23 protein-coding genes are annotated in these 25,084 nt (G+C 51.0%); 1 reads left to right on the forward strand and 22 read right to left on the reverse strand.

The window, feature by feature from the left end:
• Window positions 1-2: 2 nt before the first annotated feature.
• The 11 genes from rsmD to uxaC all read right to left on the reverse strand — a co-directional run bounded on the left by rsmD (window position 3) and on the right by uxaC (window position 12,181).
• On the reverse strand, window positions 3-566 hold the full coding sequence (gene rsmD / locus ACTNDI_RS07665; RefSeq protein WP_441100345.1) for a 16S rRNA (guanine(966)-N(2))-methyltransferase RsmD: 564 nt from the start codon (window positions 564-566) through the stop codon (window positions 3-5).
• The gene (locus ACTNDI_RS07670) at window positions 563-973 is read right to left on the reverse strand and encodes a methylglyoxal synthase (RefSeq protein ID WP_441100347.1); all 411 of its coding nucleotides are present in this window, start codon (window positions 971-973) and stop codon (window positions 563-565) included. Before ACTNDI_RS07670 ends, rsmD begins: the two co-directional genes overlap by 4 nt.
• A 260-nt stretch (window positions 974-1,233) precedes the next feature.
• Window positions 1,234-1,926, reverse strand: coding sequence for a DUF6465 family protein (locus ACTNDI_RS07675; protein ID WP_441100348.1), 693 nt, complete (start codon window positions 1,924-1,926; stop codon window positions 1,234-1,236).
• A gap of 427 nt (window positions 1,927-2,353) precedes the next feature.
• Window positions 2,354-4,432, reverse strand: coding sequence for an ATP-dependent DNA helicase RecG (gene recG, locus ACTNDI_RS07680; protein WP_441100349.1), 2,079 nt, complete (start codon window positions 4,430-4,432; stop codon window positions 2,354-2,356).
• A gap of 114 nt (window positions 4,433-4,546) precedes the next feature.
• Window positions 4,547-6,217 carry a DAK2 domain-containing protein gene (locus ACTNDI_RS07685; protein ID WP_441100350.1) on the reverse strand — a complete coding sequence of 557 codons (1,671 nt, stop codon included), beginning with the start codon at window positions 6,215-6,217 and terminating at the stop codon, window positions 4,547-4,549.
• Between the two features lie 20 nt (window positions 6,218-6,237).
• Entirely contained in the window at window positions 6,238-6,594 is a 357-nt protein-coding gene (locus ACTNDI_RS07690) for an Asp23/Gls24 family envelope stress response protein (protein WP_441100352.1), read from the reverse strand.
• 334 nt (window positions 6,595-6,928) lie between these two features.
• Entirely contained in the window at window positions 6,929-7,594 is a 666-nt protein-coding gene (locus ACTNDI_RS07695; RefSeq protein ID WP_441100354.1) for a bifunctional 4-hydroxy-2-oxoglutarate aldolase/2-dehydro-3-deoxy-phosphogluconate aldolase, read from the reverse strand.
• Window positions 7,591-8,562, reverse strand: coding sequence for a sugar kinase (locus ACTNDI_RS07700; protein WP_441100355.1), 972 nt, complete (start codon window positions 8,560-8,562; stop codon window positions 7,591-7,593). Before ACTNDI_RS07700 ends, ACTNDI_RS07695 begins: the two co-directional genes overlap by 4 nt.
• 127 nt (window positions 8,563-8,689) lie before the next feature.
• Window positions 8,690-9,535: an SDR family oxidoreductase gene (locus tag ACTNDI_RS07705; RefSeq protein ID WP_441100356.1), complete on the reverse strand. Its 846-nt coding sequence runs from the start codon at window positions 9,533-9,535 to the stop codon at window positions 8,690-8,692.
• Between the two features lie 84 nt (window positions 9,536-9,619).
• Window positions 9,620-10,690, reverse strand: a complete 1,071-nt coding sequence (gene uxuA / locus ACTNDI_RS07710; protein ID WP_441100357.1) for a mannonate dehydratase — start codon at window positions 10,688-10,690, stop codon at window positions 9,620-9,622.
• An 87-nt stretch (window positions 10,691-10,777) separates the two neighbouring features.
• On the reverse strand, window positions 10,778-12,181 hold the full coding sequence (uxaC, locus tag ACTNDI_RS07715) for a glucuronate isomerase (RefSeq protein ID WP_441100358.1): 1,404 nt from the start codon (window positions 12,179-12,181) through the stop codon (window positions 10,778-10,780).
• A 229-nt stretch (window positions 12,182-12,410) separates the two neighbouring features.
• Between uxaC and ACTNDI_RS07720 the strand changes: the two genes are divergently transcribed.
• On the forward strand, window positions 12,411-13,298 hold the full coding sequence (locus tag ACTNDI_RS07720) for an AraC family transcriptional regulator (RefSeq protein WP_441100359.1): 888 nt from the start codon (window positions 12,411-12,413) through the stop codon (window positions 13,296-13,298).
• Window positions 13,299-13,434: 136 nt separating this feature from the next.
• Here the strand turns inward: ACTNDI_RS07720 and ACTNDI_RS07725 are convergent, their stop codons facing one another.
• The 11 genes from ACTNDI_RS07725 to ruvB all read right to left on the reverse strand — a co-directional run bounded on the left by ACTNDI_RS07725 (window position 13,435) and on the right by ruvB (window position 25,025).
• Window positions 13,435-14,835, reverse strand: coding sequence for a glycoside hydrolase family 2 TIM barrel-domain containing protein (locus tag ACTNDI_RS07725; protein WP_441100360.1), 1,401 nt, complete (start codon window positions 14,833-14,835; stop codon window positions 13,435-13,437).
• An 89-nt stretch (window positions 14,836-14,924) separates the two neighbouring features.
• Entirely contained in the window at window positions 14,925-15,110 is a 186-nt protein-coding gene (gene rpmB, locus ACTNDI_RS07730) for a 50S ribosomal protein L28 (RefSeq protein ID WP_441100361.1), read from the reverse strand.
• Window positions 15,111-15,312: 202 nt separating this feature from the next.
• Window positions 15,313-15,705 carry a GerW family sporulation protein gene (locus ACTNDI_RS07735; protein ID WP_441100362.1) on the reverse strand — a complete coding sequence of 131 codons (393 nt, stop codon included), beginning with the start codon at window positions 15,703-15,705 and terminating at the stop codon, window positions 15,313-15,315.
• 265 nt (window positions 15,706-15,970) lie between these two features.
• Entirely contained in the window at window positions 15,971-17,035 is a 1,065-nt protein-coding gene (locus ACTNDI_RS07740) for a DUF2953 domain-containing protein (RefSeq protein WP_441100363.1), read from the reverse strand.
• 123 nt (window positions 17,036-17,158) lie between these two features.
• Window positions 17,159-17,524 (reverse strand): hypothetical protein, encoded by a 366-nt coding sequence (locus ACTNDI_RS07745; RefSeq protein WP_441100365.1) that lies wholly within the window; start codon window positions 17,522-17,524, stop codon window positions 17,159-17,161.
• Window positions 17,506-17,952: an NUDIX hydrolase gene (locus ACTNDI_RS07750; RefSeq protein ID WP_441100366.1), complete on the reverse strand. Its 447-nt coding sequence runs from the start codon at window positions 17,950-17,952 to the stop codon at window positions 17,506-17,508. Before ACTNDI_RS07750 ends, ACTNDI_RS07745 begins: the two co-directional genes overlap by 19 nt.
• A 111-nt stretch (window positions 17,953-18,063) precedes the next feature.
• On the reverse strand, window positions 18,064-19,578 hold the full coding sequence (locus ACTNDI_RS07755) for a peptidoglycan D,D-transpeptidase FtsI family protein (protein WP_441100420.1): 1,515 nt from the start codon (window positions 19,576-19,578) through the stop codon (window positions 18,064-18,066).
• Window positions 19,460-21,013: an FtsW/RodA/SpoVE family cell cycle protein gene (locus tag ACTNDI_RS07760; RefSeq protein WP_441100367.1), complete on the reverse strand. Its 1,554-nt coding sequence runs from the start codon at window positions 21,011-21,013 to the stop codon at window positions 19,460-19,462. Before ACTNDI_RS07760 ends, ACTNDI_RS07755 begins: the two co-directional genes overlap by 119 nt.
• 51 nt (window positions 21,014-21,064) lie before the next feature.
• On the reverse strand, window positions 21,065-23,425 hold the full coding sequence (locus ACTNDI_RS07765; protein ID WP_441100421.1) for a peptidase U32 family protein: 2,361 nt from the start codon (window positions 23,423-23,425) through the stop codon (window positions 21,065-21,067).
• 7 nt (window positions 23,426-23,432) lie between these two features.
• The gene (locus tag ACTNDI_RS07770) at window positions 23,433-23,804 is read right to left on the reverse strand and encodes a cell division protein ZapA (protein WP_441100368.1); all 372 of its coding nucleotides are present in this window, start codon (window positions 23,802-23,804) and stop codon (window positions 23,433-23,435) included.
• Window positions 23,805-24,023: 219 nt separating this feature from the next.
• On the reverse strand, window positions 24,024-25,025 hold the full coding sequence (gene ruvB / locus ACTNDI_RS07775) for a Holliday junction branch migration DNA helicase RuvB (protein ID WP_441100369.1): 1,002 nt from the start codon (window positions 25,023-25,025) through the stop codon (window positions 24,024-24,026).
• Window positions 25,026-25,084 lie beyond the last annotated feature (59 nt).

The raw sequence follows: 25,084 nt of genomic DNA on the forward strand, positions 1-25,084 counted from the left end.
TGTTATTCTCCTGCTGAATCGAGCCTCAGGAAAAGGTGCTCGTTAGTTTTGTATGTCTTCCATTTAATACATGTATAGCCTGAATTGTCAAGCCAGGAAAAATCGTTTTTGATGGAAGCCTCGACCACAAAAAGCGTATCCCCTGTCACACAGGAAGCGGTGCGGAGCGCCTCAAGTGCCTCCTTTTCCAGATCATGAAGATACGGCGGATCCAGAAAGACGACGTCAAAGGGCGCGTGGCCGGAAAGGTAACGGACTGCTGACATGACATCCATCTGAAGAACCGTTGCCTGATCCTCAAGCTTTGTAAAGCGAAGATTCTCGTTTATGATACTTACAGCCTGGCGGCTTTTGTCTACGAAACAGCAGCTTTCCGCGCCCCGGCTCAGCGCCTCGATACCGATTGCTCCGCTTCCTGAAAAAAGATCAAGGAAACGGCACCCCGGAATGTCATTCTGGAGTATGTTGAAAAGCGTTTCCTTGATCCTGTCAGTTGTCGGGCGGGTATCTTTACCGGGAAGTGTCTTCAGCGGAAGACTCCTGCATTTTCCGGCGATTACTCTCATTCTTCCTTTGCCTCTTTATATTGAATTCTCCAGTCAAGATCACCGCGGTCCAGCCCGAGGATCAGCATCTCCGCCGTGGCGATATTTGTTGCGATCGGGATGGTATACTGATCACAGCATTTCATGATCTTGACGACATCCGGCTCTCTCGGATCAATGATTGCCGGATTATAAAAGAAAATGACCATATCCATGTCATTTCTTTCAATCATTTCCGTAAACTGCTTGTCACCGCCGAGGCTTCCCGCCAAAAACTTATGAATGTGAAGATTTGTTACCTCTTCAATTCTTCGTCCGGTTGTACCGGTTGCATAAATTTCGTGCTTTGCAAGAATCCCCTTATATGCGATGCAGAAATCTTCGATCAGACTCTTTTTGCTGTTATGTGCGATTATTCCAATGTTCATGCGTTGTGATGCTCCCTTTCCTGCACTGCCTGAATCTCTGTCAGCGGCACGGAAGCTGCGTAGCAGTGAAGTGCCGCAGGGACATATACAAATAGTTGTGCTGATATAGCACGCGTGTATTCTAAACACATTATAACAAATGCACAAACATTTCGCAACTGCAAACGTTTTGATTATGGGTTTTTACTACAAAAAGAGGCCGCCGAGCAGATGTCCGCTGCGGAAGCCCCTTAGAGGTCTCACTTGAATTGGTGATAAACTCAGATGTCGAAACTGCCGATCTCTTCGCCGTCATTAAGTACGTAGTATGCCTTGTTCTCTTCCGGTTTTACATATACCTTGACTTCCTTCAGAGCGGCTTCGTCTTTGCCGGCTGCCTTCCAGGCATCGACTGCGCGGTCAACAAGCTCGCTGTAGGGAATCTCCTTCCCGAGGTACTGGAGAACAACGGTCTGCTTTGCCTCGGCAGCGCGTGCTTCCTTTGCGGCAACTGCCTTCTCGGCTTCCTTCTTCACGGTGGCTGCGGCCTTTGTCACAGCAGCCTTTGCGGATTTCGCCGCTTTGTGAACTGCCGGTCTGGATGCCTTTGAAGGCTTCTTTGCAGCAGTTTTTGCCGCAACGGCAGTCCTCTTCTCTGCGGCTTTAATATCAGCTGCGGTCTTTGCACCTGCAGTCTTAATGTCAGCTGCGGTCTTCGCGCCAGCAGTCTTTATATCAGATGCCGCCTTCTTCTCAGCGGTTTTGATCTCGTCGGCTGCCTTCTTCTCTGCAGTCTTGATGTCAGCGGCTGTCTTTCTGACCTCTGCTGCCGCCTGTTCGACCTTATGCTCCACCTTCTCGGCTTTCTTCTCAACCTTTGCCGCTACTTTTTCAACTACGTTCGTTTTCGCTGCTTCCGGTGTCTTTTTCATTTCGGTCTTAGCTACAGCAGCTGTCTTCTTAGCCTCTGCCATTTTCTCTCCTCCATAATGACTCAACTGATAATTGTTTAAAAATTTGATGGTCAAATATGATTCTTATCTATATTATTCTTTTTTCTTTATTTTTTCAAGAATACCGGAAAAAAATCAGCGATTCGGATATAACCATGATAGAATAAAGCGCTTCGGTCGGCATTTCGTACAACGTAGTTGCTCACACCTGAAGGATTTCAGGAGTGCGAAGGACGAAGCAATGAGCCGCTTATATATGAAAAAGAGAGCTCTTCGAAATCGGGTCCGGTAACGACGCATGATAGAATCTTGTGCAGAGATCGTTCGCACAAAAGGAACATCCCAGAACGACGCGCGCGACGCGCGAGAGAACCCCGGCCATTCGCGGGTAGGTGTTGTGGCCGTTAACGTAGAATGACGCGCGAGAGAACCCGGATACGAATATGTTTCACCCGGGAAATCCGGAAGCAATTCCCGAACGATTGATATACTGATCCAAGGCCTTTTTCAGCTCACGGTTCTGTGGCAGAGTAAGCTCCGGGTCCATGGAAAGCAGGTCATTTACTGCCTGGGATGCTGCTTTCAGGATAGCGGAATCCCGGTAGATGTCCGCAATCTGGAAAACCGCGATGCCGCTCTGCCTTACGCCGAAGAGGTCTCCGGGTCCCCGCAGCTTCAGATCCTGTTCTGCAATATAGAACCCGTCGTTGGATTCGTTGAGAATTTCCAGTCTCTTTGAGGTCTCTTTTTTTCCATCGCCCTGCATGAAGATACAGTAGGACTGGGCGCTTCCCCGGCCGACCCTGCCGCGGAGCTGGTGAAGCTGGGCGAGGCCGAAACGCTCCGCATTCTCGATCATCATTACGGTGGCATTCGGCACATTGACGCCGACCTCTACGACCGTCGTGGAGACGAGAATCTGGATTTCCCCGGCGGCGAAGGCGTTCATGATCTCCTGCTTCTGCTGCGGCTTCATCTGGCCGTGGAGGGCTTCGACCCGGATGGCGGCGTCAAAACGCTTCCGTATCTTCTGGCAGTATTCCGTAACATTCTCGCAGGGGATTTCCTCATTGGGCTCGACCATGGGGCATATGATATAGACCTGATGTCCGTCCGCAATCTGCTTTTCCATAAAACGGTAGGCGGTCTCCCGGTAGGAGGTCCCGACGACACAGTTCCGGATGGGAAGCCGGTTCCGGGGCATATCGTCAAGTACGGAAATGTCCAGATCCCCGTAGAGGATCATCGCCAGTGTGCGGGGAATCGGCGTGGCACTCATGACAAGCACATTCGGAGGATACCCCTTCCCGGCAAGCGTCATGCGCTGTCGGACACCGAAACGGTGCTGTTCGTCCGTAATGACGAGACCTAGATTCGGATATGTGACGGCCTCCTGGATGAGCGCGTGCGTGCCGACGATCATCTTTGCCTCTCCGGAGGCGATTTTCTCGTATATTTCTCTTTTTTCCCTTGCCGTACAGCTGCCGCGCAAAAGAACGGGGCATGCGTCCTCGATGCCGCTGCTTTCAAGAAGCGCCGTGAGGGATGCGAAATGCTGCTCGGCGAGAACCTCTGTCGGAACCATGATTGCGCTCTGCCAGCCGTTTTCAAATGCCATGATCATGGCCAGAAAAGCGAGAATCGTCTTTCCGCTTCCGACATCGCCCTGAATCAGCCGTTCCATCAGCCGGTTCGATGCAAGATCCTTCTCCAGTTCGTTCCACACCCGCTGCTGAGCGCGGGTGAGACGATATGGAAGGCTGTCGATGACTTCCTCTGTCTTCCACACGGTCTTCATCGGAAAATGGTTGACTCTGTCGCGATTCCGGTCCTTCATACGGGCGATTCCCAGAAGAAAGAAAAAGAACTCATCGAAGCAGAGACGGTTTCGGGCTGAGAGGAGGCTGTCACGGGAATCCGGGAAATGAATCTGATCGAGCGCAAAATTTATCTCCGCAAGACCAAGAGATTCACGGATTTCTTCCGGAAGGATTTCAGGGATGCGGTCCCGGGTCTGTATAAGCTGTGCCACAGCCTTCCGAATCGCTTGATTTGTGAGCCCCTTCGTAAGTGCATAAATCGGGAGCAGTTGTCCCCGCAGATGATCGTAAGCAGCCGGTGTGAAAAGCTCGGGATGCTCCATGATCCGTCTGCCGCTTTTCTCTATGACGGGCCCCCGGAAAATATAGACCATGCCGGGCTTCAGGGTGGAGGCGAGAAACGGCATGTGGAACCAGTTCACCTGAAGAGAACCGGTCTCGTCCTTCAGAACAGCCATGGTAATGGAATTTCCTCCGAATGTCCGGACCGAGGGTTTTCGGGTAATCCGCGCGGACACCGCGTTTTTCTGACCGGGGACGACCTCTCCGACGGAAACGGGCTCCTCGTATGAGTCATATTCTCTTGGATAATACCGGATCAAATCATCTGTGGTGAAAATTCCTGCCCGGTTGAACAGAATTTCGGATTTTTCCCCGATTCCTTTGAGGTTTCGGATGGAATGGGGAGGGATTTTTCTGGATGGCATATGTTCTTCCTCTGCAAAAGAAGCTGCCTCACCGGTCTTCTGACCGGACGGGCAGCTTCATAGATTTACGCGAACAGTGAGCCGCAGCCGAATGCGAAGTATTCGTGTGCGACTTTACTCAACGGACAGGATACAGTAGTAGACAGGCTGTCCGCCGTTGTTCACCTCGACGTCCACATCCGGGAACTTCCCGGTGATCTTTTGAGCAAGGCGGTTCGCGTTCTCTTCTGAGAATTCCTTACCAAAATATATGCTGATAAGCTCGGCGTCGTCGGACATCATCTTCTCCACGGATGCGAGAGAGGTATCCTCGATATCCTTGCCTACGGAGAGGATTCCGTCGTCGCCGACTGCCATGATGTCTCCCTGGTGAATTTCAACGTTATCGATCGTGGTATCGCGGATTGCGTAAGTTACCTCTGCGGTGCGGACATTTGCGATGGCATCCATCATTGCCGTTTGATTTGACTCCACATTCTGCGCGGGATCATATCCGAGCAACGCGGTGATTCCCTGCGGGATCGTCTTTGACGGGATCACGATGATGTTCTTCTCACGCACCAGATCCTGCGCCTGGCGGGCTGCCATGATAATGTTCTTGTTGTTCGGGAACAGGAAAATGTTCTCCGCATTGACCTGATCAATCGCGTCCAGTACATCCTCGGTGCTCGGATTCATGGTCTGGCCGCCCTTGATAATGTAGTCGGCGCCGAGCCCCCGGAAGATTTCCTCGAAGCCGTCGCCGGCGCAAACCTCGATGAAGCCTACCGCCTTGGCCGGCTGCGCTTTCCGGAGAAGCTCCTCCGCCTGATCCTTGGAGGCCTTTGCCGCATCCTTGATGAGCTTTTCGTGATGCTCAATCATGAGGTTGTCGATGTGGACCGTCTTCAGCTGCCCGAGTGTCAGTGCCCTGGTGAGAACCGCGCCCGGCTCATTGGTGTGCACATGAACCTTCAGTTCCCTGGCGTCGGGGATGATGACAACCTGCTCTCCGGTCTGCACAAGAAAGGCGCGAAGCTCATCAATCTGTGCCTGCGGGAGAGATTTCCCGCTGCTGATGATAAATTCTGCGCTGTAGATGAAACGCGGCTTCGCGGGTGCGGCCTCCTCGGCTGCCTCCTCTTCCGCTGCCTTTTCCTTCGCTTTTCCGAGATCCGGATCGACTTCCTTTCCCATGAGTCCGTCATAGGCACCCTCGAGGATGGTCATGAGTCCCTCACCGCCGGAATCCACGACGCCCGCTTCCTTGAGTACCGGGAGCATATCAGGCGTCTTTGCCAGAACCTCGTTGCCATAGTCGATGATATTCTTGATATAGACGTCGAGCGTCATCTGCGCATCTACAAGCTTGCGGGCGATTTCCGCCATTCCCTTTGCAACGGTGAGGATGGTGCCCTCCTTCGGCTTGATGACTGCTTTATAGGCGGTTTCTACTGCTTTTTCGCAGGCGTCCGCAATCATGGGAATATCGATCTCATCGGAACCCTTTACGGTCTTGGTGAATCCGCGGAAAAGCTGAGACAGAATGACACCGGAGTTCCCTCGTGCGCCCCGGAGAGAACCGGAAGAAATCGCCTTTGACAGATCCTTCATATTCATGCTGTCGATATCCTGCACCATCCGGACTGCAGACATGATCGTCATCGTCATGTTCGTACCGGTATCGCCGTCGGGAACCGGGAATACGTTTAGTTCATTGATCCAATCCTTTTTGGCATCCAGATTCTGGGCGCCGGTTAAAAACATATGCGCCAACAGACTGGCGTCAATTGTATTTTCAGCCAAAACAATATCCTCCTAAGAGATCAGTCTATTACCCGTACGCCTTCCACAATGATGCGTACATGCTCCACCTTCATCCCGGTAAACTCCTCAAGCTGGTACTTTACACTGTCGATCAGATTCTGCGCCACGGTCGAAATACTCACACCATAGGCGATGATTACATGGAATTCCAGAGAGATTTTATTCGCATTTATGGTTACGTTGATGCCGTGCTTCAGGCTGTCCTTCTTCAGAAGACGCACGAGGCCGTCTTTCATATTGACGGCAGCCATTCCGACGATTCCGAAGCACTCAACAGCGACACTTCCGGCATAGGTAGCGATGACATCAGGATTGATGACGACTTCGCCAAGTTCCGAATTTACCCGTCCTTTCATCTCCTGCTCCTTTCTGGTATCGATGATTTATGGATTTGTGAGCGGTTGCCTGTCCGGCAATTCCGAAAAACCCAATTTAACAGCCTTTAGTATAGCGTAAAAGATCGTGCTTGTGAAGCGAAACCTGCCGACTCAGCCTTTTTCCGTCTTTCTCCATTGGGAGCAGCTTCTGCATAATGGTAGTTGAGCTTCGGACTGAATTATTTCGATCTGTAAGCGCAGAAGGAGCGCAGGTGGATTTTCTGCTTTGGCATAAATCCGTCTGCGCTCTTTCTTTATACGTTTTTTCCGATATCTTCTCCTTTCCGATGGTACTGCTCTTAATCTGTAAGCTTTAAGCGTTTCGCGCGCGGATCCTGTCGGTGGCTTCCCTGGACAGAGCAGTGATTTCTGCAAAGCGACCATCTTCGATCAGGTCCTTCGGGCAGACCCAGCTTCCGCCGACAGCCGAAACACAGGAAAGCTTCAAATACTCTTCCATATTATCGCTGTTTACGCCTCCGGTGGGAAGAAATTTGAGATCCGGAAAGGGGGCGTGGAGCGCCTTGATGGCGGATACGCCTCCATAGAGCTTTGCCGGGAAAAATTTAACCATGGAGAGCCCCATCCGGACACATTCGGTAATTTCCGTGGGGGTTGCGCATCCCGGGACGACCGGAATTCCGTTTTCCTGACAGTACCGGACGATATCGGCGGAAAATCCGGGGGCTACGATAAACTGCGCACCGTTTTCCAGAGCCTGTACGCATTGTGTCATGGTCAGGACCGTTCCTGCTCCGACATGCATGTCCGGCACTTCATGAGAGACGTTTGCAATGGCCTGAGCCGCTGCCCTTGTGCGGAAGGTAATCTCCATGAAGTTAATACCTCCTGCAAGAAGAGCCTTTGCCAGCGGAACGGCGTTATCTGCGTGATCGAGCGCGACTACCGGGACGATTCCGGTAATCGCAATCTGCTCTGGGAACTTCGATTGTGATGCTGAAGAATTATTGGCATTCATTTTGATTCCTCCGTAGTGAAATGCGCATGGGTAAACTGCTGCAGTATGTGTCGGTCGGGAAGCGCGTCATTATCTCCGGGCGCGGCAATCATAAGCGCTCCCATGGCATTGCCTCTCCGAACGGCTTCTTGCATATCCATGCTTTCGAGCAGTGCGGAAAGGACACCTGCGGCAAAGGCATCTCCGGCGCCGACCGTATCGACAATTTGTGGTACAAAGAATCCGGGGACGTCTCCTCTTTCACCGTCAATGGTCTGATAATAAGCTCCCTGCGCGCCGTTTTTGATGATGACGGCTTTTTGTGTGCCATGTTCAAAGTAATAATCGGCGATCGCTTCCGGTTTACTCTTCCCGGTCAGGAGTCTTCCTTCGGCGATTCCCGGCATCACAAGATCGGATCGAAAAGCCAGAGCGTTGATTCTGGAGATCATCTGGTCTTCGGACTTCCAAAGGCTGAGGCGCAAATTGGGATCAAAGGTGAGGAACGGTCGATTAGCGGCGCTCCACGCCATATCCTGAATCCGAAGGGATGTTTCATAACAGCTTTCAGAGAGAGCGGCCGTAATCCCGGTCAGGTGGATGATATCGTTATCGGAGGCGGAAATATTCGCAAGCGAATCCGGAGATAGGTGCGATGCAGCCGAGGTTTTTCGCATATAAAAAACTTCAGGGTCTCCCTGCTCTGTCTTCGTTTTAAAATAGGTTCCGGTCAGATGGTCAGGGTCAATTTTTACCGCCGTCGTGTCAATGTGTTCTTTTTGCATTTTGCCGAGCAGAAAGCGGCCGGCAAAGTCATCGCCTACCGCAGAGAGGTAGGTTACCGTGTGACCAAGCCTTGAAAGACCGATGGATACATTGAGTTCTGCTCCGGCTGCCGCCTTCTGAAAATGTGTGACTTCAGAAAAACTTCCGGTTTCCTGCGGAATCCAGACAAGCAGCGGCTCTCCAAAAGTCAGTACATGTGTCATGTTGTTACCTCCGGCGTTATGGTATAAGCTATGGACTTCCCGACATCATGAATTTACGTAATTCTCATACAGCGATAGTTCGTGGATGTCCGAGAGTAGAAACAGGTAATTTTACGTGTGAAAATTTTCAGACTCCGGAATAAGCGGAAAATCCGCCGTCGATCGGGATGACAACGCCTGTGACAAAGCCGGACATTTTCTCATTCAGCAGATACAGCAGGGTTCCGTTGAGCTCTTCTGGTTCTCCAAAGCGGTTCATAGGTGTCGCCGCAAGGATTTTTTTTGTCCGAGCAGTCGGATTGCCATCGACGTCAAACAGAAGGTCCCGGTTCTGATTTGTCACAAAAAATCCAGGCGCCAGTGCATTGACGCGTATGCCGGCTCTGGAGAAGTGAACGGCAAGCCACTGAGTAAAATTACTGATGGCAGCTTTTGCTCCGCTGTATGCGGGGATCTTTGTCAGTGGGGTGAAAGCGTTCATAGAGGAAATGTTGATGATGCTTACGTTCTTCTTCCCGATCATATCCTTTGCGAAAACCTGTGTAGGAAGCAGGGTGCCGATGAAATTGAGGCTGAACACAAACTGCACGCCCTGTGGATCGAGATCGAAAAAGCTCACCGTTTCCGGATCCATTTCGTCGCCGGGTTCGAAATATTCCTTGTCTGTATTTGCCATTTTGTTGTTGCCGCCGGCACCGTTGAGAAGAATGTCGCAGCTTCCGAGATCGGTGAGAACCTGTTCGTGTACCTGCTTCAGGCTTTCAAGCTCCAGAACATTTGCCTTATATGCCTTTGCGATTCCGCCGGAAGCGCAGATCTCGTCGGCTACTATCTGAGCGGCTTCCTGGTTCAAATCCAGGAGAGCAACCTTTGCTCCCTGTTCTGCGAGTACTTTTGAGAACATCCCGCACAATACACCGCCGGCACCGGTCACAACCGCTACTTTATCGTTGATATCTAATGAATAATCCATGTTTTTTCCTCTCTATATCCAATGTTCGATAATTAAATGTTCGAGTTTAAATGTTCGAGTATTAATTGTTCCATTATGAAAGGCTCAATTACGGCTATTTTTCTCGATGGCCTCCCAGAGACCGTTGATATAGGCGGCGCCGAGCGCACGGTCATAAAGTCCGTAACCGGGCATGGCTTTTTCGCCCCAGATCATTCTTCCGTGATCGGGTCGGATGGGGCCGTCAAAACCGATATCGTGCAGAGCTTTTACGATTTCATACATATCAAAGGAACCGTCTGAGGAAAGATGCGCCGCCTCCTCGAAGTCCTGCTGTGAATGGAACTTGAGATTCCGAACATGCGCAAAGTGAATTCTTCCCTTCAGGGAACGAATGATATCGGGGAGATCATTCTGTAGATTTGTTCCAAGGGAACCGGTGCATAAGGTAACGCCGTTATGCGGATCATCGACCATATGCATCATGCGAAGGAGGTTTTCTTTGTTGATTATGATTCTGGGAAGTCCGAAGACACTCCATGCCGGATCATCCGGGTGGATCGCCATATAGATATCGTACTTCCGGCAGACCGGCATGATTCTCTCCAGGAAATATTTCAGGTTGTCGAACAGGTCCTCTTCTGTTACTCCTTTATATTCGGCAAAGAGCTCCTTGACATGTGCCATGCGTTCCGGTTCCCATCCCGGCATGACAGATCCGTTCATGTCGCAGGCAATGGACTGGAACATTTCTTCGGGAATCAGTGCATCCACAGCCTTCTGGGTATAGGCAAGTACGGTGGAGCCGTCCGGCCGTTTCCGCGCCAGCTCTGTTCTGGTCCAGTCAAAGACCGGCATAAAGTTGTAGCAGACCATATGGATATCTTCTTTTCCGAGATTCTCGAGCGTTTCGATATAGTGATCGATCAATACATCCCGATCCGGTTTTCCAAGCTTGATATCTTCATGTACATTTACGCTTTCAATTCCGGCTATCTCCAGGCCCGCAGATTCCACCTCTTCTTTTAAGGCGTTAATGCGCTCCCGGCTCCAGACCTCTCCCGGTTCTGTATCATACAGGGTAGTAATTACTCCCCGGACGCCCGGGATCTGACGGATCTGTTCGAGGGTGACGGTGTCGAATTTTTTTCCATACCATCGCAGTGTCATTTCCATGGTTCTTTTTCTCCTTTTCGTTTGCAGAGCATGTGTTCTATCTGGATTGTGAGGAAAACGCTTTCTCTCTTCCGGTTCTTTATCTCTTTACAATTCAAAATATTCTTTCGCGTTCCGCAGGGAAATGCGTTCAATCAGATCGTTCAGATAACCGCGATCATCCGGATATTCTCCGTTTTCCACCCACTGTCCGATCTTTCGACATAAGATTCTCCGATAGTATTCATGTCGAGAAAAAGACAGGAAGCTTCGGGAATCTGTTACCATACCAATGGAGGTCGAGAGCAGACCGAGATTGGCAAGACTGTCCATCTGCTGCTCCATTCCTCTACGGTGATCGCAGAACCACCAGGCGGTACCCAGCTGAATCTTTCCGCGGATGCCGCGGGAGTTACTCTGGTAATTACCTGCCATTGCCGCAAGCATGTCTGCGTCTTTCGGATTCAGGTAGTACAGGATGGTTTTGGGAAGCTCATCTGTCTGATCCATAGCATCCAGCAGAGCGGCGAGCTCCGGCGCGTAATTGAAATCATTGATGCTGTCGAATCCGGTATCCGGTCCGAGTTTCCGGTACATGCGAGTGGAAGTGTTTCGGATGGCTCCGATGTGAAGCTGCATGGCAAGGTCTCTGTGCGCGTACATTTTCCCCAGGTATGTCAGCAGGAATCCGTGGTACATTCCACAGCCTGTTTCTGTGAGCGCCTCACCGCGCAGTCTTTTCTGCAGGATCTTGTTTACCTGGTCCTCCGTGGCCGGGATATAGAAGTGATTCTCCAGACTGTGGTCTGTGACACGGCACCCGGCTTTTACAAAAAAGTCAAGACGAAGCTCCAGAGCTTTTAGAATGCCTTTGATATTGTCGCAGGGGACATTCGTAAGATCTTCCAGTTTCTTGAGATATTCCGGAAAACCCTCCTTCTCAATGCCGAGCGCCTTTTCCGGACGGAATGTCGGATAGACGTGAAAGGCATCTTCTTCCGATGCGAGAAGCTCATGATAATGCAGGGAGTCTGCGGGGTCATCTGTGGTGCAGAGAACCTGAACCTGCATCCTTTTCAGCAGGTTTCGGACGGAAAAATCCTTTTGGGAAAGCTTTTGGTTGCAGGCATTCCAGATTTCCGGAGCGGTTTCCGGAGAAAGACACTCGTCAATTCCGAAATATCTCTGAAGCTCGAGATGCGTCCAGTGATACAGCGGGTTCCCAACGCTGTTCCGGATGGTATCCGCCCATGCCAGGAATTTTTCGTAGGGATCCCCGTCACCGGTGACAAGTTCTTCCGGAACTCCGTTTGCCCTCATTGCGCGCCATTTATAGTGATCTCCGGCAAGCCAGGCTTCGGTAATGCTGCGATAGCACGGGTCCTCATAGATCTCTTGAGGGCTGAGATGATTGTGGTAGTCGATAATGGGGCTTCGGCTGGCCGCGCTGTGATATAGTTCGCGGGCGATATCCGTGTCGAGAAGAAAATCCGGATCCATAAATTTTTTCATGTGATTCCTCCGTGTTTCTTTCTGCTTTTACAAGGGAACTGTTAGATCCTATGATACCTGGTCTGCTTCGGAGGGCCCATTGTGTTCCTTGTCGGATACATTGCAAAAATTGCTGTATCATGGTATGCTCTTCGAAAATGCAAACGGTCTGGTTAACGAAAAGGTATGTGATGGACAAGGCGGTAAGTAAGGGTGAGATGCATGGAACAACCCGCATCAGGGGGCAGAAATGAAGAATGAACTGAGGTCGCCTTTTGCGCAGCGGCAATATATGCTATCGGGAGATTTTGAGCTGTATTATTATGATGATCAGACACTGACTTCGGTGGAGAACCATACGCACAGTTACTGGGAATTTTACTTCTTTCTTGAGGGAAGCGCGGAAATGTATCTGAAAAACCAGCCGGTTTCGCTGTGTCATGGGGACATTATAGCAGTTGCACCAAAGGTTCCGCATCATGCGGCGATTCATTCGGAAAAGACTTCTTACCGACGGTTTATTTTCTGGGTGAGCTGCTCGTTTCTGGAGAAGCTAATGGAGAGTTCGCCGGATTTCGGCTATTTGACGGAGCGGGCATCGGAAAACGGGTATCTGATTTTTCATGTAGAGGATCTGATCTTCAATGCAGTGCAGGCGGAGATTTTTGAGTTCCTGGAGGAAATCCATTCCCGGAGATTCGGGCGGGAGGCCCGTCTTATGCTGCTCGCCGGCCAACTTCTTCTGGAAATCAGCCGTATTTATCATGAACAGAAAAATCAAAGGGAAGACAATGGAGAACCGCTCTATGACAATATTGCACATTTCATTGAAGGGCATCTGGATGAACCTCTCTCTCTCGATCTTCTGGCACAGCATTTTTTTGTGAGCAAATATTATATTGCACATCTTTTCAAGGACAATATGGGAATTTCGGTTCATCAGTACATACAAAAAAAGCGGCTTCTGATGAGCCGCAATGCTATTTTGAATGGCGTCGGTGTAAATGAAGCCTGCCTCATGTATGGCTTTAATGATTACTCTGTTTTCTATCGCGCATTTGTACGGGAGTATGGCATCTCTCCAAAAAAATACAGAGAAAGAATGCTGAATGCCTCTAAAGAGAAGGAATGGGTGTAGAGAACACGATAGAAAGGAATCAGAAAGGAGCCTCTGCATGATTGTTTATACGACTTACGGAAAATTTCAGGAAGAAATGAAACGTTATCATCAGCGAACCGGAATGAGGCTGCGTTGCAGCCTCTGTTGGAATATTCTATGACTTTTTGATTTTGGTTAGCTCTGCATTTAGTGTTCGAATTTCCTCTTCGGAATAGTCTGGCTTTGCGAATGCAAAAAATTTGTCGAGCTCGAAAGTACCGACCATATCTCGCATGCCAGCTCCTACATCAGGCATTCTTCTGTCGATTGTCTGCATTGCCTTCTCGTTCGCCAGCAATTCGTTGATGGTGCTTCGAATAGATAAGAAACCTTCGGGAAACAGCTCAGCTTCTTCTTTTTCATCCAGGAACCAGTTGCGGACATTTAATCCGGGATGCTGATCTACATAGGTGTAGGAAGGATCTTCTTCCGTCTTCCGATAAAAGGTGGCTTCATCGCTGGTGTGCCCTGACTGTGCTGTAATCCTGTTTGCCCCCATGTTCAGTGCTATATTAGAAAAAACAGTGTTTCCATTTAATACAGCTTGCGTGACTGTCTTACCGTTAACGGTGAGTGTTACGTTTGGCTGATTTGAATATACCTTAACGGAAATCGATTCTTCTGCCCGGTTTTGATAACGTTTGCCTGCTATATAAACAAAGGGGTCTTTTGCCCACATCGCTTTATAATAGAAAAAGCTGTCTTTCCGGGTCTGTCTGTCAAAGGTTACCAGACCTTTGATGTTTCTGTTTTTAACGTCAGCGGTTTGCCGGATAGGACTGGTAAAATCGAACATATTCCATACAAAGCTGCCCCAGACGAAATCGCGCTGTGCGATCATTGGATATACGGTCTCGTGATAGAGGGCCTGGAATTCTTCTGAATAATCATTTACCTTTGGATCTGCACTGTGAAATTTTATGCTTGCGTCTGCTCCGTATTCCGATATTGCAAGCGGCATATTGGGATTAGTCTTATGAAAATCGTCTAAGAATTTACCATTGTCCGCGAAGTCTCCATAATACCAGCCGTAATATATATTATATGCGGTAACATCTGTGATTTGGTTCAGAGTACTTTCAGGATGTACCACATTCAGATTGGCACATGCGGTTAGACGGGTTGAATCCAGTGCGTGCGCCATCTCGTTTAAGGCCTTCATCTTTTCGGTCATAAACGGAAATTCCCCGTAAATCGCGATCTCATTCTGGAGGCCCCAAAAACAAATGCTGGGATGGTGCATGTTTTGAAGGACCATTTCTTTCAATTGTTGTTTGGCATTTGCAAATAATGTCTCGTTTTCCGTGAGTTTTAATAGTGGGATTTCCGCCCAGACAACAAAGCCATATTTATCACATAGATCGTAAACTTCCGTTGGATGCGGGTAATGCGATAAACGAATGGCGTTGGCTCCTATTTCATGAATAAGAGCGATATCTCTTTGCCACTGGTCCATTGTAGCGGCGGAAAAGACGGAATCAGAATCCTGATGCTTTGCTACACCGTGAAGTTTCATGAGGATTATGAAATAGAAAAAAGCTATGCAGAAACACTTTTGTATTTCCGCATAGCTCCCGGATGTTTTCTTCTTATGGAGTCGTGACTTCAGGCACGCTCTACAGCACCGCTTCTCAGGCAGCTGGTACAAACGTACATCTTCTTTGTACCCTGTGGTGTCTTTACACGTACAGCCTTAACGTTAGCTTTCCACATATGATTAGATCTTCTATGAGAATGGCTTACATTATTGCCAAAGTAAACAGCCTTATCGCAAATAGCACATTTTGCCATGATCACACCTCCTTAACCACAAACTAAAGCCGATTCTGACACAACGGCTTACAACACTCAGCTATTGTATCAGAAGGTCCCGTTCTTTGCAAGAACTTTTTGAGAATTTCGCGGGAAACTTTTTTGAGTGGTGAACAAAAATTCGAGGGCCCACCGCACCAGCGCCTGGAATGGAAGAAAATTGCTCCGAAATACTCCAGGCTTATTCTTCCGCGTCCGATTCTCCAGCGGAGGATCCGCTGCCATCTTTACCGACAGCTTCCTTGATCTTGGTCACGATGTCCGGGGCCATATCAATGATCTTGGAAACAGCATCCTGGCTCTTCATGCTGATCAGCTTTGTGGTGCCGTCCTTCGCTACCATCAGGACAGCGGCAGGAACCATCTTGGCGCCTGCCGCGCCGCCGCCGTTATCCTTGGAATTGTTGCTGAAAGCGCCGGCACCCATACCGAAGGAAACCTCTGAGAGGGGAATCATGATGCTGTCGCCGACCGGAACGGGCTGGCCGACAACTGCCTTCGTGGTAAGGAAGTTATTCAGTCCCTTGAAAAGCGAGTCAACATTATTTTCAAAGCTGTTCTTCTTGTCTGACATAATCCGTATTCCTCCTGTAGTCCGTTGTTATTTCAGATTCCTGCCGGCGGCGGGCTGCCTGTCCGATTTGTTTCGGGATTCCCGTTATGACGGCCCTGTACGGCCGGGTGTTTTTTTTAAATATGAAAACTACTGCCTGGTTTAAAACTACTGCTGCCTGGTTGGGCATGACAGCGTGGAGACTGTATGGCCGGGTGTTATGCAAAATCATTTGAAGACTCTGCAGGCTGTCCTCCTGTCTGTCGGTGCAGCAGCTGAATCGCAATCAGGCAGCCCTCTTTCTGCGAGGAATGATGCCTTTTCTCTTTTTGCGACCGGTATCCGGTTTTCCCTCGCTTGTATCCGCTTGAGAGGACCCCTTGCGGCGGATCCGCCGCATCAGGATCCGGAATTCTCTGGCGGTGACGATTCTGAGAATTCGCACGAGTGGTACAATCAGAATGATATGACCTCGAAGATCCATATCTGCCTCAAGGATTTTCTGTTGAAAATCCGGCCGAATCTGCAGGCTGCCCGGTATCTTCGGATAAAAAATCGCGAAGATGCCGAGAAGCTGTCCGGTCAGTGCCGGATCGTCCGTGCCAAATTCGGCGTACCCGTCAATCCTCCGCGGAAGAATATGATGAAGCAGAGCTCCGATCTGCTTCAGTGCCATTTCCTTGAAGCAGTAGAAGGATTCCGATTCCAGGTAGTCGATCCAGTCCGCCGCGATGTTCAGAAAATGACGGATTTTCCGGAGAGCTTCCCCTGCAGAGGTGAAAAACCGGCGGATGGCCTTTCGAATCCGGCAGAACAGACTGCTGATCCGCGCTCCGAACCGGGCGAGCGGACCAGGCGTTTCACTTGCAGCCACCTCTATATCGAGTGCCGCAGCGTTTTCTTCGGTGCTCCTGTCGGGCATGTATTTCCATTGACCGGGACTTACCGTCGGCCGTTTCTTTGCCGCGGACCAGGTCTCTCCCCTGGCCTCAGAGGCACTGCGGAATGTTTTCGCACCGGCCCCGGTGGCTTCTTTTGTTTCTGTTGATTGGTGATTCCTTTTCTCTTTTCTTCTGTTGATCAGCTTCAGGAGTGGAATCCCGAGAATTCGTATCTCCCCGCTGTGCGTGCTGCTTCCGCCGCTTCGTCTGAAATGAAAGTCAGCATGGAAGAAGTGAAACAGCCACCAGACCTTTGCGTCTGCGCGGATTTCGTCTCCGTGCTTCTTCAGTTTCACCCGGTATAAAAAGGGGGTGAAAAGCAGGAGAAGGATGAGGACAAGAATAATCCCGATTATCCACAGCAGAATGATACCAATCGTTGACAGAATGTGAAGAAAAACTGACAGCATCCTTCCTCCTCTATCTTTCTGTCCGTGTCAGCTGCGACAACGGTGTCGCAGTGAGCGACATCTGTGCGTCAGTCTGCGGCAACTGCGTCTCAGTGCGCGGCAGCTGTGTCCTGGTCCGGAGATTCAGGATATGCTTCTGCTCCGGGTGCACATTCCGGGAGCATCCGTCTGCCTCAGATAGGATTTCATATCACATGATCCGGTCGCCTGGAATGTTTCCCCGGCGATCTGCGCCAGAACCTCGTACGATTCACGCTTTCCGACTGCCAGGCCTACTACCGGCGGAAGCGTACGCAGGATGATATCATTTCTAAGATATTTTGCCTCAATGATATCCAGCTGCTCCGCCTCGTTCAGAGGGTAGGTGATCAGAAACAATCCGGGAAACCAGGCACCCTTTCGGAGCGCGCGGCGGATTTTCGCTTCCTGCTCCTCCGCCCGTGTGCCGAGATACAGTTTGCCTGAAAATTTTACTTTTTGGGTACCCATAATCCTGATTTCTTCATCTCCATGTAAGTGCTGTATCCCTTTTCGAGGATCTGGCGCTCATTCGTGAATTTCAGCAGATGATAGGCCTCGTGGTATTTGTAATATCCGGAATCGATGAAATATTCCTCCCACTGCGGCTTGCTGTAATAACTGCTTCCCATCATCAGATACCAGTGGACCTGTTTGTCTACCGCTCCCTCCGGAACCTCAAATGTATAGTGGCTCGTTCCGATATATTTCATGATTGTAGCCTTTGCCCCGGATTCTTCACGAACTTCCCGAAGAGCCGTATCTGTGAACGCTTCTCCCTGTTCGACAGTACCCTTTGGGAGAACCCAGCCTTCATAGCGACCTTTGAAATTTTTATACAGGACGAGGATTTTTCCCCGGAAGATGACGATTCCTCCGCAGCTTACCGCATTTATCATGTGTCTTATCCTCCCATAATTATGATAAGTATACGACAGTTGTGCGCCGTTCGCAAGGAAGGATATAAAATGCGGGAGTGCCGGATTCCGTCTGATTCCGACAGATCCCGTTCAGCTTTCGCTTCCGAAATATGTGGCGAATACCTGGCGGACGACATTGATTGCAGGGGCTGTGCCATCTCCTCCGTTTTCCACAATGGCGCAGACCACGATATCATTATTCCCGGTGTTGGAGAAACCAACAAACCAGGAGTGGGAGTCACCCGCACTGTCGTATTCGGCGGTTCCGGTCTTTCCGACAATGTCATAGGGAAGGTCGGCGATGGCAGTTCCGGTTCCGCCCTGCACAACGCCTCTCATCGCTTCCGTCAGGTTTGCAGCCTGTCCCGCGTCCATGACCTGCTTTAAGGTTGTGGTCTGTGTGGTTTTTACCGTTCTTCCCTCAGCGCTTACAACGCTTTTTACAAAATAGGGCTTCAGCATCACGCCTTTATTGGCAACAGCCTGCCCGATCATGCACATCTGAAGCGGCGTGACTCTGGTGTCGCCCTGTCCGATCGCGGTCTGCATGGTCAGCTGGTCCGGTGTGCTGGAATCCAGCGTGAAGGTACTTGTTGTGACATCAAGATCGGTATCAACCGCCTGATTCAGACCGAAATCATCGGCAGTCTGCCGTAAGGTGGATTTGTCGATGTCGTTCTGACTCATGTAGGCGAAGGCACAGTTACACGAATTTGCGAACGCGCTGGCAAAGGTCTCCTGCCCATGCGCCTCGTAGTTGTAGCAATGTATCGTGAAACCTGCGTTTTCGTATGTTCCGGTGCAGTTGTAGGAAAAATTGTCGAAGCTGCCATTCTGCCGCAGGTACGCGAGCGCGGTGACGATCTTGAAGGTGGAGCCCGGCGGATAAAGTCCCTGGGTTGCGCGATTCAGGAAGATGCCGTTGTCGGAATTCGTCAGGGTGTCCCAGTTCTCCTCGACGGTGTTCGGATCATAGGTCGGGCTGCTGTAATCCACGAGGACGCTTCCGGTATCGACATCCATGGCGATTACTGCTCCCGAATTGTCACCCATCGCAGCGGCTGCTGCCTGCTGAAGGGGCACATTGAAGGTCGTCACGATGTTGTCGCCTGCCTTCTTCTGCTCGTTCAGATCGTTTTCCATCTGGGTGACGATGCCGGAGTGAGACTGGATCAGATCGTTGTTGTGGGTCGATTCCAGCCCGCTTCCTCCGTAGACGGAGTAACCGACTGACTGGGCAAACAGTGAGCCATAGGGATAGACTCTGGTTTCTGTACCGTCGTCTGCCGTGTCAGTTCTTGCCAGGGCGGTTGTGCCATCATCCGCCAGAATGGATCCGCGGATGATCTCCCGTGCCGCTTCCTCCTGCCGTTTATTGTACGGGCTGTTCAGCAGGGCATCACTGTCGTTGATCTGAAAGTATACCATGTAGACGATCAGAGACGCAAAAAGCGCAAGGGAGACGAAAGACACAATCCGGTAGGGCCTAATGATTGCGGAGCGCGAGATCTTCTTTTGTCTGTTCTTCGATCTTTCGTTCGAGGTCTCCGGTGTCCTGTCGTACCTGTCCGGATTGTCCCTGCGGTCTGTACGGCTGCTGTTCATACTGCTGTTCCGGTCGGAACGGCTGCTCCGGCCGGTACTGCTGCGGCCGGAATCCCTGATCCCGGTTCTGCGGCTGCCTCTGGAGCTCTCTGTTTCTCCGTATCCTCTCTCGTCTTTCTTCCTCAAGTTCTTCGTCCTCGTCCTTTCTCATGATGTACAGTCCCTGGATGATGGATATCATGGCAATTGTGCACATCAGTGAACTTCCTCCGTAGCTGACCAGCGGAAGCGTGATGCCTGTCATCGGGATGAATTTTGTCGTGCCGCCGATCGTCAGGAATACCTGAAAGGCATATTCCGTACCGAATCCGATCGCGACCAGCTTATAGAAGGGCCGGTCAAGGCGGAGAGCGATGTTTACGATCAGCAGATACATTCCCATGCAGAGTAGGATCAGGCAGATGGAAAAAATGATCCCGAATTCCTCACAGATAGCTGCAAAGGTGAAATCCTCATACGCAAGAGGAATCATCTCCGGATGACCGTTGAACAGGCCGGTGCCGAACCATCCGCCCGCGCAGACACCGAAGAGTGCCTGGATGATCTGATATCCGGTGCCTTCATAGTCGGAGAACGGATCCTTCCAGACCTGTACCCGGACGCGGACATGCTCAAAACGGCGGTAGGCAACGACACATGCGCCTGCCATGCCTCCCAGACCGAGAGCTATGTAGCCGGGATTCCTGGTGGCGACGTAAACCATGACGATATACGCGACAAAATATACAAGCGCAGCGCCAAGATCGGCGGACAGCGCCAGAATCCCGACATGGATCGCGACCACGATCGTGGTGATGACAACCTGCTTAAAGTCGGTGCGCTTCTGAAGCATGCCAGCCATGAACAGAACGACACTGATCTTGACAAATTCGGAAAACTGGAAGGAAATGCCTCCGATGTTCAGGTTGAGGTTAGCGCCGCCGGTAACCCGGCCGAGCGCCAGAACTGCTCCGAGCAGCAGGATGCCCACTATGCCGTAGAGCCATGTGAGCTTTGAAACCCAGCGGACTCTCCGGACAAAGACCGGGATAATGAAGCAGACCATCGTGGCAAACGCGGCTATGATGAACTGCTTTCTGGCATTATCGATTCCAAGCCTTGACTGCATGACCAGCCCGACGGTCAGGATCATGCACATTGTATTCAGCAGAATGAGAGAGGCTTTCCGGTATATAATCCGGTACAAAATCTGCACCACCAGGATATATCCGATCACACAGATCAGCATGAGGATCATATAAGGCTCCTCGGACTGAAGGTACATGATGACATAGCTGACAGTGTTGAAAAGAACCATGAGCCAGATCTGGTTTCGCATGATCCGGCGCCGTGCCTCATCTGATTTCCTCTTGAGGACCATGAAAGTTTCCACCGTGAAAAAAATCATGATCAGAAGAAGAACGTATTTCGATACCTGTACTAATATTTTTACCATGAAACGGACACCTCATGTTGTGGGGATCTTTCTGTCTTCTGCCATTTACGCCTACTCTACACCGCGGCGGAAATGTCCACGTGTGGTTTCGATATCCGAAAGATCACGCCGTTCAAGGAAGGCGGTCGCGATTTTCGAGGCGAGCGGACCGCTTTCATCTGTAAACTGCAGACGGAAGGATCGAAAATGCAGCCTGTCCAGCGGGGATAAGGAATCTCTGCCGTCGCTCAGATGCTCTTTTAACAGCGAGGAAGGCAGACTGTTGTAGATGATATTGTAGCAGGAAACGCAGTGACATTCCGCGGGGAACCTGGCTCCCTTTCTGTCCTTCAGAACAAGACGCGCATCGGAATGAGTGCAGCGGTCCATTGTCTTCTTCAGGCAGTGAGCCGACAGCATCATCGGAGCGCGGCCGTATACAATGATTTCGCTCGTGCGGTTATCTCTTTTTTGAAGTTCCCGGTAATTGAGTTCGAGGGAGGCCGTGTTGCGGGAATATCCCCAGCGGGCCAGGAAATCTTCTGCCCGCGTATTCATCGTGTAGATTCCGGCGTCTGCCACTGTATATCCGGTAAGACCAAGGAAGCGGAGCAGGCCGAGCTCCTCGAGGTTTCGCACCAGAATGGCACAGGAAGACGCAGCCGTGGATTCCGGGAACAAGGACATATATGCACGGACAAGGGAGGTCAGCGACGCTTCGCTGTCTTTTCGCATCACATAGGGGAGCATCAGAAAGGCGGACTTTCCAGATTCCTGTGTCCTCCGTACTGCTTCTGACAGAAATCCGGAGTGTGCGTTGTCTCCAAGGAACATCTCGGCGTCGAGCCAGAGTGCGGAGAGACCCTTTACGTCCAGAAGAGCACGGAGCTGTTCCACGGTGCTGACGGATGCGGTACAGCAGGTCCGCCCTGGCTCCGCAGCATCTGTATCTGTACGGAAGAAATCCCTTGATGTATTTGAAACAGCCGGGGCGCTGCGGCGGTATGTCTCGCGGATTTTTTCGGAAAGCGCAGAAAAACCCTCTCTCCGAAGCTCGTTTAACAGCTGCATCGGAACGAAGAGATTCTTCTCCGCTTTCAGACGCAGATCCTGAAAATAGAAAGGGCTGTTACCGGTTTTGTTCATTTGCGCGAGAATTCGCTCTTCGGTGACCGGACGGTTTTCTGCGATCTGTACTCCGCCTTTTTGAATCCGGACATGAACAGATCCGGTTTCGCCGGAGACAATTTTCCCGGAAAAATCCGGGCCGGCAGGGAAACGGGGCGTCTGGTCCGCTGACCATGACAGATCAAGAACGGCGCCTTCGTCTACAGTGAGTCTGAGCCTTGCGGCGACAGGAGTCTGTAGCCTGTGGGCAGCCTCGCGGGTGCTGAGATCGGCGCGTATTCGTCCGGTCAGCTCCTGTGCCGCTTTCTGACGGACATCGCTCAGCTTTTCATTTTTGAGGGCAATCATATCCCTGCCGTTTCGCTGCAGATAACAGCCGGGATGAAAGCCGTCGCGGTTGAAGAGATTCCATAGAAACTCCAGGTCTTCGCTGTCTATGCGGTAGTGGTCCGGATCCGAGAGGAAGCGGTCGATGTATTTGCGGTAGACCTGCACGACGCCGGCGGTGTACTCCGGTTTTTTCATGCGGCCTTCTATTTTAAAGGAAGAAATACCCGCGCGGATGAGATCCGGGAGAATCTTAACTGTGTTCATATCCTTCATGTTCAGCGGATATCTGGTGTTCTTCCCGGTGAGGAGCTTTCCGTCTTCATAGACTTCGAAAGGAAGGCGGCAGACACCGGCACATCTGCCCCGGTTTCCGCTGCGGCCTCCGATAAGGCTGCTCATCAGGCACTGGCCGGAATAGCTGTAACACATCGCTCCGTGGATAAAGCTCTCGATCTCCATACCGGTCTTGTCGTGAATGAGACGGATCTCTTCCAGAGAGAGTTCCCTTGCGGGGACGATTCTGGACATGCCGATCTCCTTCAGGAAGGCAGCACCGTGAACACCGGTCACCGTCATTTGCGTGCTGGCATGGAGGGAAAGATCCGGAAATACATGCTGAAAAAGATCGATGACGCCGAAATCCTGTACAATGACCCCGTCAAGCCCCTCCTCCACATATGGTTTCATGAAGTCTTCGAGGTCTTTTTCCATCTCGGAATCCTTGACCAGAGTGTTGACGGTCATGTAGAGCTTTTTTCCGAGCCTGTGTGCAAGGTCAATGGCTTCACAGAGCTCGGTTTCACCGGGATTGTCGGCATACGCTCTCGCGCCGAACCGGCTGCCTCCGATGTATACGGCGTCGGCTCCTGCAATGTAGGCGGCCTTCAGAGCTTCGACAGAACCGGCAGGGGCCAGAAGCTCTGTTTGAACGGCGGGGATGCCTGCCTTTCTTCCACCGGAAATCCTTTCGGTCATCTCTCGCTTATTTGCGGGTACTGTCATTGCTTCTGCTTTCACGAAGTCTTGCATTTTCCTTCTTGAGCCTTTCAATTTCCATCTGTGCCGCCACGAGGTCGTGCTTGATATCGTAGGTGCTCTGGTCCTTGTTCTCGAGATCCTGCTCCATAGAATCTACCTGGGATTTTGCCTTGAAGTAGTCATCTGCGATGTTGAACTCGAGAAGCATGGATTTCGTATCCTGTGTCAGGCGGCCGTAGCCGCTGATGGAGCTGAGCTCGGCGATCTTGTTGTTGAGATAGAATGCAACTCTCTGCAGGTATTCCTCACTCTCGTAACCGGAAAGAGTAATTGCCTTTCCGTCAATCAGAACCTTTACTGAATGCTTTTCCGCCATATGTTTATCCCTCTGTATCTGTATTGTCTATATGTTATAAATACGGATTCTGCCGGATGCAGGCGATCCGGTTTCCGCTTCCGGTGTATCTGTGCTGCGGATTGTTCTTTTGACAGATTTGCTGTATCTGCGGTGCAGATTCCTCTTCTGTCACATCCGCGGTGCATCTTCCGCACCTGGTATGTCTGCGCTTCTTCTCTGATGAATCTGCGCTGTGCCTTAGTTCTCGGGGATATCTATCCCGAGATGGTGGTAGGCGAGCTCGGTCGCCACTCTTCCGCTGTGCGTCCGGTTCAGAAAACCGTTCTTGATCAGATACGGTTCGTAGACATCCTCGATGGTGCCGGAATCTTCGCCTATGGCAGCCGCAAGCGTATCCAGGCCTACCGGTCCGCCCTTGAACTTGTCGATGATTGTGGTCAGCAGCTTGCGGTCGGTGCGGTCCAGCCCGTACCGGTCCACCTCCAGAAGATTCAGCGCCATATTCGCGACATCCGCGGTGATCCTTCCGTCATACTGAACCATTGCGAAATCCCGGACACGTTTCAGAAGACGGTTGGCAATCCGCGGGGTTCCACGTGACCGTCTGGCAAGCTCGTGCGCACCTTCATCGTCAATTTCAACGTCCAGAATTCGTGAGGAGTGAAGGATGATTTCACTGAGCTCATCAACGGTATAGAATTCCATGTGCTGGATCACGCCGAATCGATCCCTCAGGGGCGCGGTCAGGAGTCCTGCTCTTGTCGTGGCACCCACCAGAGTGAATTTCGGGAGATCGAGCCTAATGGACCGCGCAGAGGAACCCTTGCCGATCATAATATCGATGGCGTAATCCTCCATCGCCGGATAGAGGACTTCCTCCACCTGCCGGTTCAGGCGGTGAATCTCGTCGACAAACAGGATATCGCCCTCCTGAAGATTGTTCAGGATCGCTGCCATCTCTCCCGGCTTTTCAATTGCCGGTCCTGATGTCACCTTCATATGCGTGCCCATCTCATTGGCAATGATGCCGGCAAGGGTGGTTTTCCCGAGACCGGGCGGACCGTAGAACAGGACGTGATCCAGAACATCGCCTCTCTGCCGGGCGGCCTGTATATAAATCCGAAGATTGTTTTTGGCCTTTTCCTGGCCGATATATTCGTCGAGGCTCTGCGGACGGAGACTTTTTTCTACCGGTTCATCTTCCTGCCGTGCCTCGGTTTGTATGATTCGTTTTTCCATAAATACCTGAATGATGTATTACGCCACTAATTATGTCAGTTACAGATCGTTCCGTGCTG

It is taken from the genome of Bilifractor sp. HCP3S3_D3, assembly GCF_052063915.1.
Classification (GTDB): domain Bacteria; phylum Bacillota; class Clostridia; order Lachnospirales; family Lachnospiraceae; genus Bilifractor.

Coding starts and splice junctions, on each gene's coding strand:
- rsmD (WP_441100345.1), bottom strand. CDS start 566: ATGAGAGTAATCGCCGGAAAATGCAGGAGTCTTCCGCTGAAGACACTT.
- ACTNDI_RS07670 (WP_441100347.1), bottom strand. CDS start 973: ATGAACATTGGAATAATCGCACATAACAGCAAAAAGAGTCTGATCGAA.
- ACTNDI_RS07675 (WP_441100348.1), bottom strand. CDS start 1,926: ATGGCAGAGGCTAAGAAGACAGCTGCTGTAGCTAAGACCGAAATGAAA.
- recG (WP_441100349.1), bottom strand. CDS start 4,432: ATGCCATCCAGAAAAATCCCTCCCCATTCCATCCGAAACCTCAAAGGA.
- ACTNDI_RS07690 (WP_441100352.1), bottom strand. CDS start 6,594: ATGAAAGGACGGGTAAATTCGGAACTTGGCGAAGTCGTCATCAATCCT.
- ACTNDI_RS07695 (WP_441100354.1), bottom strand. CDS start 7,594: ATGAATGCCAATAATTCTTCAGCATCACAATCGAAGTTCCCAGAGCAG.
- ACTNDI_RS07700 (WP_441100355.1), bottom strand. CDS start 8,562: ATGACACATGTACTGACTTTTGGAGAGCCGCTGCTTGTCTGGATTCCG.
- ACTNDI_RS07705 (WP_441100356.1), bottom strand. CDS start 9,535: ATGGATTATTCATTAGATATCAACGATAAAGTAGCGGTTGTGACCGGT.
- uxuA (WP_441100357.1), bottom strand. CDS start 10,690: ATGGAAATGACACTGCGATGGTATGGAAAAAAATTCGACACCGTCACC.
- uxaC (WP_441100358.1), bottom strand. CDS start 12,181: ATGAAAAAATTTATGGATCCGGATTTTCTTCTCGACACGGATATCGCC.
- ACTNDI_RS07720 (WP_441100359.1), top strand. CDS start 12,411: ATGAAGAATGAACTGAGGTCGCCTTTTGCGCAGCGGCAATATATGCTA.
- ACTNDI_RS07725 (WP_441100360.1), bottom strand. CDS start 14,835: ATGAAACTTCACGGTGTAGCAAAGCATCAGGATTCTGATTCCGTCTTT.
- rpmB (WP_441100361.1), bottom strand. CDS start 15,110: ATGGCAAAATGTGCTATTTGCGATAAGGCTGTTTACTTTGGCAATAAT.
- ACTNDI_RS07735 (WP_441100362.1), bottom strand. CDS start 15,705: ATGTCAGACAAGAAGAACAGCTTTGAAAATAATGTTGACTCGCTTTTC.
- ACTNDI_RS07740 (WP_441100363.1), bottom strand. CDS start 17,035: ATGCTGTCAGTTTTTCTTCACATTCTGTCAACGATTGGTATCATTCTG.
- ACTNDI_RS07745 (WP_441100365.1), bottom strand. CDS start 17,524: ATGGGTACCCAAAAAGTAAAATTTTCAGGCAAACTGTATCTCGGCACA.
- ACTNDI_RS07750 (WP_441100366.1), bottom strand. CDS start 17,952: ATGATAAATGCGGTAAGCTGCGGAGGAATCGTCATCTTCCGGGGAAAA.
- ACTNDI_RS07755 (WP_441100420.1), bottom strand. CDS start 19,578: ATGAACAGCAGCCGTACAGACCGCAGGGACAATCCGGACAGGTACGAC.
- ACTNDI_RS07760 (WP_441100367.1), bottom strand. CDS start 21,013: ATGGTAAAAATATTAGTACAGGTATCGAAATACGTTCTTCTTCTGATC.
- ACTNDI_RS07765 (WP_441100421.1), bottom strand. CDS start 23,425: ATGACCGAAAGGATTTCCGGTGGAAGAAAGGCAGGCATCCCCGCCGTT.
- ACTNDI_RS07770 (WP_441100368.1), bottom strand. CDS start 23,804: ATGGCGGAAAAGCATTCAGTAAAGGTTCTGATTGACGGAAAGGCAATT.
- ruvB (WP_441100369.1), bottom strand. CDS start 25,025: ATGGAAAAACGAATCATACAAACCGAGGCACGGCAGGAAGATGAACCG.